Origin of the sequence: Lentilactobacillus kefiri (assembly GCF_009739535.1) — a bacterium.
Lineage (GTDB): Bacteria > Bacillota > Bacilli > Lactobacillales > Lactobacillaceae > Lentilactobacillus > Lentilactobacillus kefiri.
Genome location: NZ_CP029971.1, coordinates 1,618,604 through 1,639,311, shown reverse-complemented (window position 1 = coordinate 1,639,311; position 20,708 = coordinate 1,618,604). Strand labels below are relative to the sequence as shown.

The 20,708-nt window shown below is 41.1% G+C and carries 18 protein-coding genes and 1 CRISPR repeat array; of the genes, 9 read left to right on the top strand and 9 right to left on the bottom strand.

Annotation, left to right across the window (positions count from 1 at the left end; translation table 11 throughout):
* Positions 1–12: 12 nt before the first annotated feature.
* Both DNL43_RS12240 and DNL43_RS07680 read left to right on the top strand, forming a co-directional pair.
* Positions 13–222 (top strand): hypothetical protein, encoded by a 210-nt coding sequence (locus DNL43_RS12240; RefSeq protein WP_225439228.1) that lies wholly within the window; start codon positions 13–15, stop codon positions 220–222.
* A 108-nt stretch (positions 223–330) separates the two neighbouring features.
* Entirely contained in the window at positions 331–1,077 is a 747-nt protein-coding gene (locus DNL43_RS07680) for a CPBP family intramembrane glutamic endopeptidase (protein ID WP_056982083.1), read from the top strand.
* Positions 1,078–1,143: 66 nt separating this feature from the next.
* Here DNL43_RS07680 and DNL43_RS07675 read toward each other — a convergent pair whose 3' ends face one another.
* The gene (locus DNL43_RS07675; protein WP_056982084.1) at positions 1,144–1,527 is read right to left on the bottom strand and encodes an ASCH domain-containing protein; all 384 of its coding nucleotides are present in this window, start codon (positions 1,525–1,527) and stop codon (positions 1,144–1,146) included.
* A 133-nt stretch (positions 1,528–1,660) separates the two neighbouring features.
* Here DNL43_RS07675 and DNL43_RS07670 point away from each other — a divergent pair, with 133 nt between their 5' ends.
* Together DNL43_RS07670 and DNL43_RS07665 are read left to right on the top strand one after the other, a co-directional pair.
* Complete coding sequence (locus DNL43_RS07670; protein ID WP_054769120.1) at positions 1,661–2,221, top strand: TMEM175 family protein; 561 nt, start codon at positions 1,661–1,663, stop codon at positions 2,219–2,221.
* A gap of 165 nt (positions 2,222–2,386) precedes the next feature.
* Positions 2,387–3,433 (top strand): SGNH/GDSL hydrolase family protein, encoded by a 1,047-nt coding sequence (locus DNL43_RS07665; protein ID WP_056982085.1) that lies wholly within the window; start codon positions 2,387–2,389, stop codon positions 3,431–3,433.
* Positions 3,434–3,548: 115 nt separating this feature from the next.
* Positions 3,549–4,166: a CRISPR direct-repeat array (repeat unit 36 nt; unit sequence GGGTTTAACCTTATTGATTTAACATCCTTCTAAAAC).
* 28 nt (positions 4,167–4,194) lie between these two features.
* Here the strand turns inward: DNL43_RS07665 and csn2 are convergent.
* The 5 genes from csn2 to DNL43_RS07640 form a co-directional block, all read right to left on the bottom strand.
* On the bottom strand, positions 4,195–4,866 hold the full coding sequence (gene csn2, locus DNL43_RS07660) for a type II-A CRISPR-associated protein Csn2 (protein WP_054769119.1): 672 nt from the start codon (positions 4,864–4,866) through the stop codon (positions 4,195–4,197).
* Positions 4,863–5,168, bottom strand: coding sequence for a CRISPR-associated endonuclease Cas2 (gene cas2 / locus DNL43_RS07655; protein WP_082619736.1), 306 nt, complete (start codon positions 5,166–5,168; stop codon positions 4,863–4,865). Before cas2 ends, csn2 begins: the two co-directional genes overlap by 4 nt.
* Positions 5,146–6,051: a type II CRISPR-associated endonuclease Cas1 gene (gene cas1, locus DNL43_RS07650; protein ID WP_056982087.1), complete on the bottom strand. Its 906-nt coding sequence runs from the start codon at positions 6,049–6,051 to the stop codon at positions 5,146–5,148. The genes cas2 and cas1 overlap by 23 nt, the downstream gene beginning before the upstream one ends.
* A gap of 206 nt (positions 6,052–6,257) precedes the next feature.
* Positions 6,258–10,364: a type II CRISPR RNA-guided endonuclease Cas9 gene (gene cas9, locus DNL43_RS07645; protein WP_056982089.1), complete on the bottom strand. Its 4,107-nt coding sequence runs from the start codon at positions 10,362–10,364 to the stop codon at positions 6,258–6,260.
* Between the two features lie 174 nt (positions 10,365–10,538).
* Positions 10,539–11,714 carry a hypothetical protein gene (locus DNL43_RS07640; protein ID WP_056982091.1) on the bottom strand — a complete coding sequence of 392 codons (1,176 nt, stop codon included), beginning with the start codon at positions 11,712–11,714 and terminating at the stop codon, positions 10,539–10,541.
* Positions 11,715–12,120: 406 nt separating this feature from the next.
* Between DNL43_RS07640 and trpX the strand changes: the two genes are divergently transcribed.
* The 5 genes from trpX to DNL43_RS07615 all read left to right on the top strand — a co-directional run bounded on the left by trpX (position 12,121) and on the right by DNL43_RS07615 (position 18,122).
* Positions 12,121–13,122, top strand: coding sequence for a tryptophan ABC transporter substrate-binding protein (gene trpX / locus DNL43_RS07635; RefSeq protein WP_056982093.1), 1,002 nt, complete (start codon positions 12,121–12,123; stop codon positions 13,120–13,122).
* Positions 13,119–14,018, top strand: a complete 900-nt coding sequence (locus DNL43_RS07630; protein ID WP_054769116.1) for an ABC transporter permease — start codon at positions 13,119–13,121, stop codon at positions 14,016–14,018. The genes trpX and DNL43_RS07630 overlap by 4 nt, the downstream gene beginning before the upstream one ends.
* Positions 14,011–14,784, top strand: coding sequence for an ABC transporter ATP-binding protein (locus tag DNL43_RS07625; RefSeq protein WP_056982095.1), 774 nt, complete (start codon positions 14,011–14,013; stop codon positions 14,782–14,784). Before DNL43_RS07630 ends, DNL43_RS07625 begins: the two co-directional genes overlap by 8 nt.
* A gap of 296 nt (positions 14,785–15,080) precedes the next feature.
* On the top strand, positions 15,081–16,601 hold the full coding sequence (locus DNL43_RS07620; protein WP_054769115.1) for a YfcC family protein: 1,521 nt from the start codon (positions 15,081–15,083) through the stop codon (positions 16,599–16,601).
* A gap of 174 nt (positions 16,602–16,775) precedes the next feature.
* The gene (locus tag DNL43_RS07615; RefSeq protein ID WP_056982096.1) at positions 16,776–18,122 is read left to right on the top strand and encodes a M20 family metallopeptidase; all 1,347 of its coding nucleotides are present in this window, start codon (positions 16,776–16,778) and stop codon (positions 18,120–18,122) included.
* Positions 18,123–18,194: 72 nt separating this feature from the next.
* Here DNL43_RS07615 and DNL43_RS07610 read toward each other — a convergent pair whose 3' ends face one another.
* From DNL43_RS07610 to DNL43_RS07600, 3 genes are all read right to left on the bottom strand, one after another.
* Positions 18,195–18,428, bottom strand: coding sequence for a helix-turn-helix domain-containing protein (locus DNL43_RS07610; protein WP_054769114.1), 234 nt, complete (start codon positions 18,426–18,428; stop codon positions 18,195–18,197).
* 10 nt (positions 18,429–18,438) lie between these two features.
* On the bottom strand, positions 18,439–18,909 hold the full coding sequence (locus DNL43_RS07605) for a DUF2975 domain-containing protein (protein WP_056982097.1): 471 nt from the start codon (positions 18,907–18,909) through the stop codon (positions 18,439–18,441).
* A gap of 203 nt (positions 18,910–19,112) precedes the next feature.
* Complete coding sequence (locus tag DNL43_RS07600) at positions 19,113–20,516, bottom strand: sugar porter family MFS transporter (protein WP_054769112.1); 1,404 nt, start codon at positions 20,514–20,516, stop codon at positions 19,113–19,115.
* Positions 20,517–20,708 lie beyond the last annotated feature (192 nt).

The following is a 20,708-nucleotide window of genomic DNA, read 5'->3' as shown; positions in this document are numbered from 1 at the left end:
AGCATGCGGGACATGTACGGCTATACCTATGGTCAACTCCGTCATGAGGAACAAAAGCTTTATCGTGCCCGAGGCATTAAAGTCATTAACTTCCAGCAAATTGCACCAAATATTATTACTGACCAAAATAAGAATCGTACCCTGCAGGATCACGAGATCCATCCAACTGCAGAAACAGCTCAAAAGCTGGGTTACGCACTAGCTAAAAAGATCGCCGACTAATTCATTCAAGCCTTTAAACCCCGTGGTGGTTTTAGGGCTTTTATATTCTGAAATGTGTTACCATACAGTATACTAAAGTAAGTAAATTTATTTGAGAGGCAACGTGATATGCAAAAAATATTATTTGAACGAAAAAATGAGCAGCGGGAATTCCCACTGCTGGATCAAAAAATTAGTCAGTGGCAATTGTGGGCAATTATCATCTTCGTGGCATTCGGCTTCATCGGCTGGATTACCTTTGCTGCAAATGTTCAGCCAAAGACCGTTTGGGGACTGATTCTCGCCACCAGCCTGTTACCATTTGCCATTATTTTAGGCGGCTTTTACTTCTTAAGTAACGGTGCTGCCTCAACTCTTTTCAAGCTTCCCAAGTTACGGGACTGGGGCTTTGCCCTGGTCATGGTGGTGCTCGAAACAATTTACAGCATCGTGATTGGCATGGTTTTGAACCACCTTCACATTGCAACAAACGTCAACGCCGTTGCCAGCAATATCTCGAACTCCGGTGACAAGATCAAAACCCTCCAGATAGTCCTTGGAACTGATCTGTTCAACCTGATGGGCGAAGAGATTCTCAGCATCAGTGTCTTCCTCGCAATTGCCGGTCTGCTGTTTCATTATTTTGGCCGGAATCGAAAAGTCGCACTGGGAATTGCCTATTTCCTGTCACTGTTCATCTTTGGCTTGCTTCACTATCATACGTATAATTGGAACCTGGCACAGTTATTGCTTGTGCTGCCGGGCGAACGGTTCTTCTTGACCGGAATCTATATTCGAACCAAATCAATCTGGCCTTCATTTGCGATGCACTACCTGTTTGACGGTGGCATCTTCTTAATCACAGCACTGGCCTAAACTAAAATTCAAATGAGGTAACCACGTGATCACGTGTGGATACCTCATTTTTAGTAGTCTGTTAAATTAATAAATGTATGGATCTATATATTTCTTCTGGTATTCATCCCATTGTTCCTGAGTGGGGTGATGATCATCATCGACTTCAGGATGGTAAACAATTTTATCATCCGGAACGTCATACAAATGCAATTTACCTTTGACTGGGAATGGCTCAATGTCGTAAATCTTGCCAAGCTGCCATTCATAGTCTCGTGGACCGGCTTTCTTGATGTCTACTAAATCAATGACGCAGGTGGCGTAACCTGGCATGGTCCCCCGAATTTTCATTGCTGAAGAACAAATTAACAATTTCCCCCGATAATCAGTCTTCCACGAACGATACTCAACGGTTTTTTCACCCGCTAAAATCATCATCGCGTAATCACCATGTAACGATAAAGCTTTCATAATAACACCCTCCATATTCCCCAAGGTCACTGCAACACTAACTATCTCCGTGATACTCCTGCAGAGAATTTGGGAAAACGATATTTTTAAACGATTGAGTCCGTGATGCTATACTAAAGCCGAGGTGGTTACTATGAACAAACCACGACTTGAGCTTTTTACCGATGCCATTATGGCAATTGCAGCAACAATCATGGTATTGGAACTGCGGGTGCCAAAGATCACGTCGCTGTCTGATCTGACCAGCCTATGGTCAGTCTTTTTGGCATATCTGGTCAGTTTTGTCTTGATCTATGTCGTCTGGTATTCACACTATAAAATATTTCAAAAAGCCAAGGTGATTTCCACGGCAACTTATGCGTGGAACGGTGTCTGGCTGTTCTTCATGACATTGACGCCGTTTACGACTGCTTGGATTGGGGAATTTTCCAACAGCATGTTGCCCGAAATTACATATTCCATCATCTTATTGCTGTGGTCAATCTCATTTCAGCTGATGAACCGACAAGTCCGCAAAGACAACCCTGAAATGCAGAAAGATCCAACCTCGTCACTCAAGTTCAGACTGCCGCTTTATGGTGGCATCCTCGCAGCCTTGGTGGTCTCATTCTTAGTGCCCATTTTGACCCTGATCATCGTTGGAATAACCACCATGTCACTGGCAATCCCGATGATGCGTGGCCGGCATATTTAAGATTCCGCTATGGAAATTAACTTTTATTTGAATTTATTAAATTTTGAATTAGTTTGACATATAATTGGAAACTCAGCAAAAGATATTATATGATAGACGTTATAAATTAGGTTGTTGAATGCCTAACTATCAAGCTTACGTTTAGTTTTCTGAGGAGAAAATTTAATGATCAAATTCTTTAACAAACATACAAAACTATTTGTCGCAGCGTTTGTTGTGGCATTAATTTCATTCGGTGTCTATAGTCACCCAACCGCCAATAAATCAGGCGTCCAAGTTGCATATACGACTCAGGCAAAGCCCCATGCATTCGCGTTGAGAAAAGGCGCAAAGCTGTATACTGACGTGCACTTGTCCAAAACGGTCAGCACCAAACAATTTGGTAACACCCCTTGGTATCGGAATCAAGCTGCCAAGCTAATTTATGGCGGCAAGGCTAAGGTCGTTTATCGGGTTACCAACAGCGATAATAAGCATACGTACTGGGTTTTGAAGTCCCAAGTTAAAAATATTACCGCCAAATCCTACCATATCAAGTTGGCAGCGGCTGGTACTAAATTTACCGGCAAACGAATTGGGGTCTTTGGTGACTCGATTCCTGCCGGTTGGGACGGTTATCACTTCTACTTAAACAGCTCGTATCCTGATTGGACGGCTAAATATCTTGGGACCAATACCAAGGTTGAAAACTTCGCCTGCCCAAGTGGTCGAATTGTTGGTAATCGTTATGCTTATCTTGGCACAACCTTGGTTCCCCAAGACTTATCGGCAGCGATTAAGGCTCATAAAACAGCGATTAAGCATATGAACATGATTTTTGTTCATATCGGGACCAATGACTACACAAGCTACTCGAATTCCGGGAGTTTGAAGAACGTCATTCGTCACTTACGTTACAATATCCGAGTCATTAAGAAGTTGAACCCATCCGCTAAAGTTTACGGTATCTTGCCAATCTCTCGTTATGACTTGAACGGCATGAACCGCGATAGCATGAGTGACATGTATGGCTACACTTACCACGACTTACGAGTCGCCGAAGCCAAGGCGTACAAGTCTCTGGGTGCCAAAGTTGTTAACTTCAACCAATTTGCACCGCATATCATTACCAACGAAAACAAGGACGTCACTTTAGAGGATCACGAAATTCATCCAACACCACAAACTGCCCAGAAGTTGGGATATGCTTTGGCGAAGGAATTGATTAAATAGAGATAACAAAACGAGTTCTTGGATCAGCTAACTGCTAATCTAAGAACTCGTTATTTGTTGTGGATCGTTTATAAAATTTCGTACGAAATTCTGGGGAGATCCTCCAAGCGAGCTAAAACTTAAGCTCATTGATTTAACATCCTTCTAAAACAGCAAGATAGTCAAACATAACACATGCTATGGGTTTAACCTTATTGACTTAACATCCTTCTAAAACTGGCAATATGGGCAATTCTCTGTTCGTCAGGGGTTAACCACATCCTTCTAAAACCACAAGCGTTCTGAGCCTTGAGATTGGTCAGGATTTAACCTTATTGATTTAACATCCTTCTAAAACGGGCAGTAAAACGAAGACTCATCAGTAAACGGGTTTAACCTTATTGATTTAACATCCTTCTAAAACATCCAAGCTTCAAACATCCGCAAATTATCGGGGTTTAACCTTATTGATTTAACATCCTTCTAAAACTTTCAAGCGCCGCCGTGTATATTGATCTGTGGGTTTAACCTTATTGATTTAACATCCTTCTAAAACGAATGGTGGTCAGTAACGACCACATCACAGGGGTTTAACCTTATTGATTTAACATCCTTCTAAAACGATTTTGAACGTCAAATGGTCGATCATCAGGGGTTTAACCTTATTGATTTAACATCCTTCTAAAACGCGGCTTTCAGTGCTAAGTGGGAGTCCAGTGGGTTTAACCTTATTGATTTAACATCCTTCTAAAACCGCTTTTTTATAATCCGATTTTAATAAGTTATGCATGCCAATCAACAAAGTCCTCGTCAATGTAGTAGAAGTCACAATTTGTATAAAGCTCCTGTGACTTCAAATCTGTGAACGCTACTAATATTGTCGAGATTCCAGTGGAACTTACAAGCTTGGACAAGTCATTTATCTGCTGCTGATTAAGATAATGAGCGACATTAGTTAAGCCAACAGCCGACTTCAATCCACACTCTAAATGGATTTTGATAATTGATTCAATTATAGCATATGGGTTCTGCATGGTTTGCGAATTAAAGTGAATCTTACAGTACTTAAACAGCTTTTTAAGATCCCAATCATAGGTAACTTCCAGTGGCAAATCAATCATGAAGAGACACTGTTGAATCAGCGTATACAACTGGTTATTGATATCCGTGATTGATTTTCGTTGATCATCCGTCAGAACAGTTTCCAATTGTTTGAGAATATTCGAATTATATTTTTCACTAACTCCTCCGTTTAAGCCAACATCGCCCTGCCAATCGACGGCATCTTTTATTTCTACAGCATTAAAACTGTCATCATACATTTTAACCTTATCATCAAATACCCCTAGGCCAACAATCAAATCATGATAAACCGTTGGATTATTAGTGGCAATGACAGTAGGATGCTGATCATTTATCTGAATTTCTTTGTGCGCTGCATAAGAAATTTTCATAGTATAATCGTCCTTTCCGAAGAATTACGGACATCCTGTTTGGGTTTTCCTGCAATAAAATGCATATCATTATATTGTTTTTCAGTCATAATTAATGATTGAATCAATCCATTTGGCGGTGCAAGTGCGGCAATCCTCTTTTCCATAAAGTCAGCAGATTTCTTATTAACACAGACTCGGACATAAACGGAGTACTGAATCATCAAAAAGCCTTCGTTAATCAGTGACTTTCGGAACTTTCGATAGTTTCTTCGATCCTCACTGGTTTCAACCGGCAAATCAAACATTACCATTAATCGCATTATTCGGTACCTCATTTTTTAGTTCCACCTCTATTTGAATTTCATCAATCTCGCCACTCAAATATTTAAGACAACTTCTAACATGTTCTGTAATGACATTACGGAACAACATATTTTTACCGTTAAATGTTAATTCCAAGTTTAATAAATCCACCAAGCCAAACTTGATATCCGGTGTGAGCTCCTTAAACTTTTGATTAGCCAGCCAGTAATCGATTACGGGTCTGAAGGGTTCCATTAAGTCTGAACCCAGATTAAATTGATTATCGTTACTGTGATGATGAATTCCAAGATAGGTTAAATACCCATTCGAAACGATTTCCCGATTAATGTTGGAAAGAAGTATTGAATACCCATAGTTAAGAGCAGCGTTAATCGGTGAAAAGTCACGTCGACTGAACTTGTTATCAAATAAGAGTGGAAAATATTTCCTGGCTACCACCGCTTCTCGATTAGTCACATCATCAACTTCGAGTTTATCGAGTTCATCCATCAGATTCTGATTATCAATCTTGTATATCGCTAACACATTAATCTGATTGATAATTTTGGTAGCCACAATTTTTGTCCCAAGCACCTGCTGCCGCTTCTCATCCCAATTGAACTGTTTCTTAATCAGATCTACATCCCGATTATTTGGATAATACCCAACGGTTTCACACACCGGTTCACTTGCATTATCAGTAAAGATAATTTTGACTTGTCCTTTGACCAATTCACTAATTAAAGCAGTAGTAATCACGGCTTGGGTGGTTGATACCAAGAGAAGATCAATATCCTCAATTGGTATCTGGTTAATTCCATCCATTGTCTGAACAATCATATTTCTTGATGAATATGACATTTTTGCATGTTGAGATACAACCACTGAACGCCATCCCATTAAAAATTCCCCCTTGCCTCAATTTGTTTATTGAGGTATATTATTTGTGTTGGGTAGCTCCCAATATGTTTGACCTTATTGATTTAACATCCTGTGTTAAAATCAAGCAATGCGCTTTGCGCGGAGTTTCAACTTTTGACCCATTATATGGGCATTACATAAGCGAAAGGAATCATTCTTCGATTTGGAGAATGATTCCTTTTTTGTTACAAATCTTTTAACACAACACGTCGCTCAAACAGGCCTGTAGGTGACTGATAACAGATAATTGCGTCCGATGAAAGATTAATGCCACTTGTGGAACTGAATTGACCTAAGTTTTTAATCCCAAACAAGTCAATGTCAGGCCTATCAGCGTTTGCATGAATCCCACCAAGAATTGAGTTGATTATATGCTTTTTCCCAACTTGTTCCAATTTGTTTCCTTCGTACACATCGTGTACTGGTAAATTTACAAATAAGGATTTTCCATTATTTAATCTTTCCTGGAAATGTCGATGTTGAAAGATTGGCAATAACTTTTCAACTTTTTGAACGATTTCGTCATAAACTTTATCATATTGGCTACTCAATTCAAATTCATCAATGCCTTCTTGATCACTTATAGTCCGAATGGCTTGATCAGAAAGTACCAGTTGTTTTGCATTGTATTGATAAACTGAACTTGCAATCAGAGATTTTTCGGAACCATCAATGACCATTTGGCGATAGAAAAGTCGTCCAAGAACAATATCAAAATTTGTGACTACTTTAGAAACTTCGCCAGTCTTCCGATTTTTCTTAATCTTTGTGAATTGCGGTTCAAGTGCTTTCCTCAGTTCTGCTGTATAAGATTGTGGGCTCTCTTTTTCGGCATGTTTTAAATTATCAAGTGCCCTCATTGGAACGCCTACAATCTTATACTTGTCTTCCTTACTACCCTTAAGTTTAACCACTGTTAAATATGCATCAGTATTATTGCTGTATCCACCATAAATATCAACAGGCTTATCCTTCTTTATTTGAATAAGCTTAGATTTTTTTGCCAACGTTGCTGGAAATAGCTTTTGCTTAAACATTTCCTTATTTAAAGAAAATACTTCCTGCGATATCAGCATAAATTTATAATGATAAACATCCCTCAACTGCTGAATCGAACGTTTCCTATCCCAAATTACCTCACCAGTTTCAGTGTCGGCAATTCTTTCTTGCTTATCGTCAGTCAAATCATGCAGGAAGTTAAAGTTACGCATCGTAACCTTGTCTTCACGGAACTTTTTAAAGTCACCATAGACAAAGTAAGGCCGCAGTTTAATGTAACGATGATAGAGATAGTGACCCAAAAAGGCAGTTAGATAAGCATCAAAGGCATGATGATAATCGTTAATTTCCCGATTCTTGATAAAGCCAAACTCATCTCGCATCTGATGATTCATCCGCGCCGTAATTTCGATAATCTTCGTATCGTCATTTCGATACTTATCTCCAAGAATATTGGCAACCAGCTTAATAACCTGACTGGTTTCAACCAATTGTCGGCGGATAAATCCATGCATGGCAAATTTACTTATGGTATCAGGGTTGGTCTGCAAATTCTTTAGCTTGCGCTGCCCAATCAATCCAGCATCAGCCAGTTGCTTCCAATATCCGCCCATTTTTGCACCAAATAATTTGAGTGGAACATTTGCAGACTTACCATTGTTACCAGCTTTGGATACCAAAACCCGGTTATTCAAAGAGTCATCCTTAATAAATGCCTGTGGGAAGATGTGGTCAATATCGTAATTACTAATTTCATCAATATTAATTGGCTTGCCTGTATACATATCTTTACCAAGCTGAGTAAAGTACAGATACAGTCGATCGGTCAGCCCCTTCTTACTTTTAGAAGCATTATCCAATTCTGACAAAATGTCCGGATTAATAGACTTAACCAGAGCTTGGGCGGTATCTTTCAAAGTATTTTCAAGTTGCCGTTGACGAGAAATTGTGCGCCGTGGATTACGATCTTCGGACCGCGTAAATTCAATGGAAATGAACTTAGGAGCGACTCCCCCCATTGCCTTTTGGATATCATCAACTACTTTAACAACCTGCCGAATTGCCTTTTTGTTTTGTGGTGATGTATAAGCATCAGCCAAAACATCTTCTACATCAGTAGCCTTCATCTGATTAGCATTGGCTTCGTGAATTCGTTTGGCGAAAGAATCATCGGATTGAATCTGCATAAAGTTCTTATTGGTATTCCACAACTCATCAATGATCCGTTGACCATTTCCGTCAACAATACCTGTAAGAAGTTTCTTGGAAAGGCGTCCCCATCCTTGGTACCGGATTTCTTTGAACTCATTCTTTTGCGTATCTGACAACCATGCAACCTCATCCAGTTTTGCTCGTAAAATCTTTTTGTCTTCAAAAATAGTCGACCATTCTATCATCTTTTCAAAGTCATCTTGAAGATCGGGGTCATCGACTTTGTCTCCGAACATCTTTTTAAAGTCGTTATAGGTTCCTAATGATGAATTAAAGTGATCAGGATCTGACAAGCCAGAAATTTTCGGACCAGTCGGTAATCCGGATTTTGACTTAACGTAATTCTGCAAATTTTTAACTGAAATTCGCTTTTGATTCTCAAACAAGTCACGGTATATCGCTTGCTTTTCAGATACCTTCAATGGATGGTCATTAACGCGAACCATATTCAATTCATTCAACACTTTAAACTTCTCATATAATAAGCTTTGATCAGGTAATACATCTTCGCCAATCAAGTAAGTGTCCTTAGTCGTCATTCGCTTAATGAACCTGTTGGCAGACTCCATTCGATCAACTTTTTCATCAAAGTTCCATGGCGTGATCTGACCTGGTTCTTTACGTTTCATCCAAGCAAAGATAGTTTGGCTGGACTTTTCCTGATCTTCAGGTGTAATCATTGGTCCAACGTAATAAGGAATTCTAAATGCAACCAATTCTTCGATTTTGTATTTGGCTAAGTGTAAGTCATGCTTATTGGGATTTGCCTCAGCAAACCATGGATAATACTTACTCTGATGCTCAATAATTTCATCGAGTTCTCTTTGATGTAATTGATGTGGAATAACACCGTTTTGAGACGTACGTTGTTTTGGCATGAACTTTTCCGCTTCAATCAAGTCAGCAATCTGTTTTGAAAGATCGGAATCATCCAAGTTCTTCTTAACATTAGAATAGAATTCATCTTGTTCAATGGTCTTACCATCGTCACCTACATATTTATCATAAGCGGTTTTTAAAGCCGATCTTTTCTTAGTATCCGAAATATTGTCAATCAGCTTCTTGTATAGTTTTAAATGTTCGTGATGGTCGTTGTATTTTTTGATCATTGAGTCAGACAACGACATACCGTTTGGGACAATCTGATTTAAAGTAACCTGTGAGTATAAGTCTTGAATAATTTCAACGATTGATTGTTGGTTTTCATCCATTTCTGGCAAGATATCGTTAAGTTTGGAATCAATATCTTCATCATCAAACTTGACCGCCCACTTTTTAGGATCCTCTGGTTCCGTCTGAGTAACAACATTAAGTTTTGATTTATACCCCAAGATTGCCTTGGTGATTTCAAGTGCAATCTTGCCATTTAATTTTTTGGCTTCTTTATCTTCAACGACAACCGGTATTAGTTTGGAAATTTGCTTTTGCTTATCAAACTTACGAATCGATGAATCAAGGAACAATCTCCCAGTTTCATCAGATTTATTCATATCAACCTGGAATGCATCTTCAGGGTTAATTGCTGAATATAGTTCGTTTAACTGGTTAAACGACTTCTTAAAATCAACTTTTGACGCTTTAAACGTATCAACGGTTGCTGAATTAAGAAAGTTTCCACGATATTTTACAATGTGGTGAATTGCCAAATAAACCATGCGAATATCAAACTTTTTATCTTCGGTCATCAATGCACGCCGAAGATGATAAATTGTTGGATAGTCTTCGTGATATTGTTTATCCGTTAAATCTGGAAACAGCATGGAACCTTTAAATTCTTTACGGGAATCCTTAGGTGATAAGTTGGACTGCTTTAATCTGGCAAAAAATGTTGAATCCACAGGTGTAATGTATGGATCAAAAATTTCATCCAACAACTTTAATCGCCATTTACGACGGTTCAATCGACGACGAGTGGTTCTGAACATACGCCGATCAGCAGCAACGTGTCCTTCTTGAAATAAACGTGCACCAATTGCAGTTTTCCCCTTAACCCGCACTGGTTTACCGTCTTCCCCCATCACTACCCAACCAATTGATGATGTCCCGATATCTAGACCAATATAATATACTTTTACTCTCATAATAATAAACTCCTCAAAATATTTTTTTGCACTGGTATTTGTTACGAGAATCTTCCTTAATTATGCCTTATCAGCTTTGGTATTGGAATGCTTTTCACATAGATTATTTGAGGTGTAATATAAAAGCCTCCCAGGTTAAAAGTAATCCTGGGAGGCTTCTCATTTCTCAACTATTTAGTTATCAACTTTCCCCAAAATAAACGTATAACTGTTTTTCCGCCCAAACATATCATGCTCTGGATAGTTGAACGAAATGTTGTTGACGATTTGAATCCCAATCTTGTAACCCGAAAGTGAAGCCCGCTTGCTGGCAGTGTAGCCTTCCTTATCCAACAGCTTTTTAATGCCGGTAATCTTGGTTGCATTCGATGCCTTTCGATGAGCATACAACCACTTTTGAATGGTCGGGAATGCTTTGATTTCAGTATAGCCTTTGGTGCTGGTAGGATCCGATTCGCCGCTCATGCTGTCATCGAAATGGTCATAATTATAAACGGCAATTTTTGACAGTCCTAGATCCGGCTGTGAATTAGGAAACAGTTTTACAATTTCTCTCGCCAACTTTTGGTTTTTACCTGTTTGAATGTACTTACTAAAGTCAGTGTTATTCACGAACTGATCGATTGGCACGTAGTTCATGCCGGTATGATCAGGGTTCGAGCCTTCAGTAATGGCAGCTGCCGGAACATATCCATGAATGCTTTTGGACGTCCCATCAGGAGAGCCATCCAGATAAACGTAGTTCGAATTCTTGCCATTGTGGCGCATCACAATATTGGCAGTCTTAACATAATTGGCACCTGGATAATGCTTTAGGTTGGCCACTTTCTTGGTGTGTTTGTAATTCCACATATAGACGTTCTTAGACTTGTAGCTGTCTTTAACGTGGAAAGAATCGTATTTTCCATACCATTTGATGCTGGTAATCTGGTAACCATAAGGGCTGAATCCACGCTTTAAAGCATTTGTGCGTATGTATCCAGCAATACTGCCATAACGGTTATTGACATAATAATAGTTGGCACTTTTTAAATGATGGTAGATTCTGACTTTCTTCTGAACGAACCAGGTCGTCGTCTTATACTTGGAAATCTTAATCCCCTTTTTATGGAAGACGGCTGGTTTAATCTTTTTTGCATTCACGCTTTGCTGGTTAACCCAAAGAGTTGCTTTGGTCTTGGGTGTCGCGTGAAAGGCAACGTCCGATCCTGAATTAGTCTTTATCTGGTAAGTCTTCAATGTTTTGACGCGATAATCCCCGTGGGCAGCTTGCGCCGACTGAGGATTGGCGATGACTGCCAGGACAACGAATGCAGCCATTAAGCCAAGAAGTTTAACAAATTTTTTCATGAAACGAGCCCCCTCTTTCACTAATAGGTTATCATACTGACGTTACGGCCGTGTTAAATCATGCATGCATTTCTGTCATAATATTCAACCTCACATGTTGACGAAAGATACACAATCATTTAAAATTATAGGTATTCTATCACGAAAGGAAAGATTGTCATGAGTTCACTTGTTAATCGCAGTTGGCAAAGCCGGTAACAAGTCACATCGATACAGATGCGACTTGATCTTAAGCATGCGATCATGAACGCATCTGTACCGGCAATCTTTCGGAAAACGAACGGTCTGTACAGATGATTCCGGCAGGCCGACTAACCACGAGTATTTCGGTCTGGCCGGAGTACTCGTTTTTTGTTCGCGTTAATGATGGGTTTATAAATTATTTATATTGAGGGAGACAGCTATTATGAAGAAAAAATATTTAATTTCAGGCGTTGTATTAATCTTTGTCGTCATTCTGGGCTTTGCATTTTTCCAAGGCCAGCAGAAACAAAAGACGCAAGCCAAGCCAACCGTTGGAATTCTCCAACTGATGTCGCATCCAGCTCTGGATGCCATCCACAAAGGAATTATCCACGGACTTGAAGAGGAAGGCTACAAGCCTGGCAAAAACATCAAGATCGATTTTCAAAATGCCCAAAATGATCAAAGTAATTTGAAAACAATGAGCACAAAGTTCGCTAACGAGGACGCCGACCTTTCAATCGGAATTGCCACCCCGTCAGCTCAGGCATTAGCCAACACCATTACCCACAAACCGGTTATTTTAGGTGCCATCACTGATCCAAAGGGTGCCGGTTTAGTCAAGAACAACACCAAGCCAGGTGGAAACATTACCGGTGTTTCCGACCAGGCACCATTAAAAGAACAGCTCAACATGATCAAGCAATTCATGCCAAAGATGAAGACATTGGGAATCATTTATACTTCCAGTGACGATTCAGCCGTTGCCCAATATAAGATGTTTGTTAAATTGTGCAAGCAGGAAAACGTTCATTTGAAAGCATACTCAATTGCCAACACCAACGATTTGACTCAGGTTGCCGAACAAGCCGTTCGTTCAGTTGACGCCATTTACGTTCCGACTGACAATACGATTGCCGGGGCAATGCAGACATTGGTTGGTGCTGCCAACAATGCCAAGGTTCCAGTCTTCCCTGCCGTTGACACAATGGTTAAAGAAGGCGGCGTTGCCACATATGGTATCGACCAGTATCAATTGGGTGTTGCCACTGGTAAAATGAGTGCTCAGATTTTGAAGGGTAAGAAGAAGCCATCAAGCACCCCAATCAAGTTCTTCCGTCACGGAAAATTAATCATTAATGAAAAACAAGCTAATAAGTTGGGCATCAAGATTCCTGCAAATCTATTGAAGGAAGCCCAACAAAAAGGAGAATTGATCAAATGAGTATTATCGTATCAGCCATCGGCCAGGGATTAACCTGGGGAATTGTCGGAATCGGCCTTTTCCTAACTTTTAGAATCCTTGATTTCCCCGACATGACCGTTGAAGGAACCTTTCCCATGGGTGCGGCAGCCTGTGTGGCAGCCATTTACTCTGGGGCATCCCCACTTGTCGCAACCTTAATTGCGTTTGTCGCCGGCATGCTGGCCGGATTAGTCACTGGTTTGCTATATACAAAAGGGAAGATTCCGGTGCTGTTAGCCGGAATCCTGGTTATGACCGCCGCCTACTCAGTTAACCTGAGAATCATGGGCCGGGCCAACCTTTCATTGTTCGACAAACCGACAATGTTGAAAAACCACTTTTTGGAATCACTACCGCCTTACTTTGACAGTGTCGTTCTGGGAATTGTCGTGGTTGCAATCGTGACGGCCCTCATCGTCTACTTTCTACAAACCAACCTCGGGCAAGCCTTTATCGCCACTGGTGATAACCCCAACATGGCGCGTTCGCTGGGAATCAGCACCGACGCCATGCAGATTATGGGCCTTGGCGTTTCCAATGGTCTGATTGGTTTGGGTGGTGCGTTGGTTGCCCAAAATAATGGTTTTGCCGACGTTAACATGGGAATTGGTGTCATCGTTGTTGCCTTGGCTTCCATCATTATTGGTGAAGTCGTCTTTGGCGACCTGACGATGAATCAACGACTGATTGCTGTTACGATTGGAAGTATTTTATACCGATTTGTCATTCTGTTAGTTCTCAAGATGGGCTTCAATGCCAACGATTTGAACTTGATTTCAGCCATCGTCTTGGCATTGTTCATGATGTTCCCGGTTTTGGAGAAACGCTTCCGAATCCGCCATACTTTAGCAAAGGGGATGACCAAGCATGACTGAGCCAATATTTCAATTAAATGATATTGTCGTCACCGTCAATCAGGGAACCCCTGAGCAGATTAACATTATGGACCACGTTAATTTATCCGTCTTTCCTGGAGACTTCATCACGATTCTGGGATCAAACGGTGCCGGGAAATCTACTTTATTCAACGTCATCGGCGGCAACATCCCTGTCAGCCATGGTCAGATCCTTCTAAACGGCCGTGACATCACCAGCATGTCGGTGGAGCGCCGAACCCGCTTCTTGAGTCGGGTATTCCAAGATCCTAAGATGGGAACTGCCCCACGGATGACGGTTGCTGAAAACCTGCTGCTTTCCGAAAAGCGCGGTCAGCACCGTGGCTTCGGCCCTCGTCATCTGAAAGCTCACATGGATAAGTTCAAACAAATTACCTCCACGATGAATAACGGCTTGGAGCATCGTTTGAACACAGCTACCGGAAAGCTTTCCGGTGGTCAAAGACAAGCTCTGAGCTTCTTGATGGCCACCATCAAGCGCCCTGAGATTCTCCTTTTGGATGAACATACAGCAGCGCTTGATCCTCAGACTTCTCAAGAATTAATGACCGCCACGAATGACCAAATTACCCGAAATCACCTTACATGCCTGATGATCACCCACCATTTGGATGATGCGTTGAAGTATGGTAACCGGCTGATTGTCTTGGATAACGGTAAGATCACCTACGATATTGCCGGTGATGAAAAGGATAATTTAACCAAAGAAGAATTACTTGGCTTCTTTAGTGATATCGAAGAATAATTAAGCATCACACAAACTGCTTAATAATCAATATATAAGAGTGGCAGCAAGGATTTCCTCCTTGCCGCCACTCTTTTTTGTTGCCTTTCTTGCATTATGAGAAAAATACAAGCGCTTTCTTTTTAAATTTTATATCACCTTATTTATAATAAGGGCGTGCAAGTGATCTATAAGTGTTCTGAATTGTGAATCCTTTATATAATTTCATTTTTATATAAATAATTCGAATTTTCTTCACAGAATCTTTATAGATTTTTTGTAAAATCTAGTCAGTAAAGGAAAAGGAAGTGAACAATATGCAAAATCAACAATCAACTCCGAAGAAACGTCGATTTAAGATGCCTTCAGCGTACACGATCTTATTTCTGATTATCATATTTGTAGCTATTTTAACTTGGATCATTCCCGCGGGTCAGTACAACACCGATAAGGCCGGCAATATCATTGCCCACACTTATAAGGCAGTTACTTCAAATCCACAAGGAATTTGGGATGTCTTCTCCGCCCCAATTTATGGAATGGTCGGTAATGATACGACTGAAGGTGCAATATCCGTTTCACTATTCATCCTGGTCATTGGTGGATTCTTGGGTGTCGTTAACCAAACCAAGGCCTTGGATGATGGAATTGCGACTGTTGTTTCAAAATACAAAGGCAAGGAAAAAGTTTTGATTCCCCTGCTGATGATTTTGTTTGCACTTGGTGGGTCAACTTACGGCATGGCCGAAGAAACCATTGCCTTTTACCCACTGTTAATTCCAGTCATGATTGGAGTCGGCTTTGATTCACTGGTAGCCGTCGCCATCGTGCTGGTTGGTTCTCAAGTCGGCTGTCTGGCATCAACGGTGAACCCATTTGCGACCGGTGTTGCTTCACAGACGCTTCATATTTCACCCGGTGACGGAATTATTTCCCGGGCCGTGTTATTCGTCATTGTGGTTGCAATCAGTATCCTGTTTGTTTACCGTTACGCAGCCAAAATTGAAAAGGATCCTTCCAAGTCACTTGTGTTCGAACAACGTGAGGAAGACTTGAAACGATTCGCGTTAAATCATGAAGATCAACCCGGTTCAAAAATGACCGGCCGTCAAAAAGCAGTTCTTTGGGTATTTGGCCTGACCTTCTTAATCATGATCATGGGCTTGATTCCATGGGATCAAATCAACAAGAGCTGGACATTCTTTACCAGCTTTACCAAATGGATTCAAGGCGTCCCTGTCTTAGGCAGTCTGATTGGTTCAAAACTAGTACCGTTTGGTTCATGGTACTTCACCGAGATTACCACCCTCTTCTTCTTAATGGCAATCGTGGTTATGTTCGTCTTCCATATGAAGGAGTCGACATTTATTGAATCATTCTTAGCTGGAATGAGTGACTTCATGGGCGTTGCCATCGTTGTTGCCGTTGCGCGTGGTATTCAAGTTGTCATGAACGATGGAAATATTACCGCAACCGTCCTCCACTGGGGTGAGATGGGATTGTCCAACCTCGGTTCAGTTGTCTTCATCATCCTGGCATATATCTTCTATATCCCAATGTCTTTCCTGATTCCATCAACTTCCGGCCTTGCAGCCGCAACAATGGGAATCATTGGACCAATGGGTAAGTTTGCCGGCGTTGACCCAAGCTTGGTTGTCACTGCATATCAGAGTGCATCCGGCTGGGTTAACCTGATTACCCCAACTTCAGGAGTTGTAATGGGGGCATTAACGATTGCTCACGTCAACATCACCACTTGGTGGAAATTCATGTTCAAATTGATGGTTTACCTGTTCTTGGCTACAGCAATATTCTTAGGGGTAATGGCCATAATTTAGAGTGCGACAAGGACTGGGTGACGCGGTTTCTAAGCTGATTTTGGTTTAAGCCCAGGCTTGGGCTTGAATCAAAATCAGCTTAGAAACCGCGTCAGGTCCGTCGAAACACGTTTCCACAAGGTAAAATGAAACCTAAACACCACAAATTTCACAACTTAGGAGGCACCAACAAAAATGTCAGAAAAATTAGTCACTGAAAAGGAACAAAATGAAGCTGTTGAAGGTTTAAAACGCTTAGTCAGCAAACCTTCAGCTTATGATCAAAACACCGTTTCCAAAACCACACCATTTGGCCAGGGAATTGATGATGCATTGACTGAAGTTTTGAAGATTGCCAAGGAAAATGGCTTTAAGACTTTTAAAGATCCAGAAGGCCATTATGGTTACGCTGAGATTGGCTCCGGTGATAAGATCTTTGGAATTATCGGCCACATGGACGTCGTTCCGGCCGGTGATCCAAATGACTGGGATTCTGACCCATTCACAGCAACAATTAAAGACGGCTATATTTATGGCCGTGGTACTCAAGACGACAAAGGGCCATCAATGGCGGCAATGTTTGCTGTTAAGGCCCTGGTCGATCGTGGCTATCAATTCAACTGTCGCATCCGGTTCATCTTTGGTACAGACGAAGAAACCCTTTGGCGGGGAATCGCTGTCTATAACAAGAAGGAATCCCCAATTGATTTCGGGATCGCGCCTGATGCGGAATTCCCACTGATTTATGCGGAAAAAGGATTGGAACAGTCATATTTGGTTGGTCCTGGAATGGATGACCTTTCAATTGACTTGAAGAATGCCTTTAACGCCGTTCCTGCCAAGGCACCGTACGATGGGCCAAAGCTGGACGAAGTCAAAGCATCCCTTGATAAACACGAGTTCAAATATGAAGATCACGGCAGCGACGGCATTACCGTTGTTGGGAAAGCCGTTCACGCCATGAATGCCCCTCAAGGAACCAATGCTGTACTGCGTTTGGCAATTGCCTTGGATGATGTCTTTCCTAACAAAGTCCTCGACTTCTTCGGTAAGAAATTCAAAGAAGACGCAACGGGTTCCAACCTGTTGGGCGATGTTGAAGATCAGCAATCCGGTCACTTGACCATGAACATCTCCAGTCTCAAAATCGATAAGAATGAGACAAGGATGCAAGTCGACATGCGCATTCCTGTCACAGTTGATCACGATGAATTGATCGAAAAGCTCAAAAAAGCCGCTGAACCTTATGACTTGCACTACGAAGCATTTGATTACGTTGCTCCACTGTATGTGCCAACTGACAGTGACCTGGTCAAGACTTTAATGTCAACCTACAAAGACTTAACCGGTGATGATACGCAGCCACAAATCTCCGGCGGTGCAACATTTGCCCGAACCATGCATAACTGTGTGGCTTATGGTGCAATGCTTCCAGGAACTCCTGATTTTATGCATCAAGTCAATGAAAATTGGGAACTCAAGAGTATGTACAAAGCCATGGACATTTATGCTGAAGCGCTCAAACGCCTCTGCACTGATTAATAAAGTAACGGAAAAGGCAGCCTCGAGACTTAGTCTTGAAGCTGCCTTTTTTGATATTTAAAATCCGATCCATTATTTTCTGGACTCGGAATCTGCCCCTTTAGCTGGAACATATTCGATAAGATCGCCAGGCTGACAATTTAAAACGCGACAGAGGTCTTCCAAGGTCGAAAAGCGAACTGCCTTTGCTTTGCCCGTCTTTAGAATTGAAAGGTTGGCCATGGTAATGCCAACTTCCCGTGATAACTCGGTTAAGCTCATCTGACGATCCAAAAGAATTTTATCCAAATTAATTTTAATTGGCATGATGTCCTCCCTAAACCGTCAAGTTGTTCTCATTTTTAATTGCGATCGCACTCTTCAAACATTCCACGAGAATGGCAATAACGGCATAAATGCCAAAGGGAATAACCACAAAGCAGCCGGTAATAATGATTGCAAGCCAAGCCATTCCCGGTCCGCCCATCGCAAAAATAGTCGGTGCAATCCCCAAACTAATAAACGAAATGATTAAAACCTGGTTTTTAATTCGTTGGACAATTGCCAGTGTCTGCTCGGTAAAAACGTACTGATGGCGGATTCGGTTAAGCAGCCGATTAAGTAATAAGGCAACATAACAGCCCAAACCAATTTCAATCCAAATAGTCGCAAGCATGATCCAAAGTTGGTATGGCATATCACGTGGAGCACCAAAGGCTTGAAAAAGCATCACCGTCCCCAAAGAAACAAAAATCACGACTGCAGCAAGAATAATGGCTTTTAAAAATAGAATTTTCCCTTTCAACATTAATGACCTCCCCTAACAAGTTGCATTTATCATACAGCACGATTTATCGATATTCAATATGTATTTATTGATTACCGATGTATCTTTATCGAATGTTAATAAATTCAAACCGGAATCTTCATGCAAATCAAAAGGACGCTGCCTCTCTTTAATCACAGAAACAGCGTCCTTCATTCATTATTTAATTAAAATTGGTTCAGCAGTTACCTAGCTTCCTTGGCAGCTTTTTCAGCTGACTTTTCAGCAGCCTTGTGACGCATTTCCATTTCAATTTCCTCAAGTGACTTTCCACGGGTTTCTGGAACCATGAAGATGACGAAGAAGATTGAAACAACAGCGAAGAATGTAAATACGGCAAATGGTCCACCAACGTTGTTATTGAATACGTGAAGCAACTCCAAGAAGAATTGAGAAACGATAAAGTTTCCGATCCAGTTGGCAGCTGATCCGATTGACGTACCAACACCACGGACATTCAATGGGAAAATTTCACCGATCATCAACCAGCAAATTGGGCCCCATGAAACCGCAAATCCAAAGATGTAAATACCGATTAAAATCATTGTTGGAACGGCTGCGTCTTGAACCTGTAAAGTGAAGTTCAAGATTGAGAGGATTCCAATTGAAAGTGCCATGACGATTGAACCAAACAACAGGATGGTCTTTCGGTTGAACTTATCCATGATGTTGTATGCCAATATGGTGCAGACAAAGTTGACAACTCCAATTCCAACTGAAATCCAAATGGCGTTGCTTTCAGGGAATCCAAATCCTTTGATAAATACTTGTGGTAAGAAGTAAATGACTGAGTTAATTCCAACTAATTGCTGTAACAGCATTAACAGAATCGCAACAATGACAGCTGGACGAGCAAATGTGAACAGCTCTTTTAAGCCGCCTTTAGGCTGATTGGCAACCATTTGAATGTCGGCCAACTCTTTGTCTGGATCTTCTTTAGGATTGTTCTTACGCAATTCGTGAAGAACGTCTCGAGCTTCATCAATGTTACCCTTCTCAACCAGGTAACGTGGCGATTCTGGGAGAATGATTGAACCGATGAACAACAGAAGTGCTGGAATCAAAGCTGATCCGAGCATCCAACGCCAGTCACGCAACCCCAAAAGGTTGTGATGCAGGAATCCCAAGTTTGAAACATATGCTAAAAGGATTCCCAAAGTGATCATCAGTTGAAACATGGTTCCAAGTGAACCACGGTGAGGTGCGTCGGCTAATTCTGCCAGGTAAGCTGGTGTTAATGCTGATGCAGATCCAACGGCAAAGCCTAAAATAATTCGGGCAATAATCATTGAAACAAAGCCCATCGCAAACATTGATAATCCAGATCCAATCAAGAATAGAATGGATGCCAAGACTAACAAACGCTTTCGACCAAACTTATCAGACAATGAACCGATTGACAATGCACCAACCGATGAACCAATCAAAACAGATGAAACAATAAAACCAGTCTGTTCGGTTCCTAAACTAAAATTGCTTTCAATCAATGGTGAGGCGCCTGAAATAATACCAGTATCAAATCCAAATAATAGGCCACCTAATGCACCAAAGAAGAAAATAAAGAATGTACTTAAATGTCTTGCTCTCAAGATGTGTCCCTCCCCAGGGAATAATTTGTTGAACGGTTACATATTGTAAGCCCTTTCATTGTAAATGTAAACGTTTTACTAGATAAATTTTGGAATAATTTCTCCTTTCATCATTCACTTGAAACTAGCTACAGTGTAAAAATTTATGTGCTGAAATTCAAGCATTTACATTTTGCACAATGATTTACACCA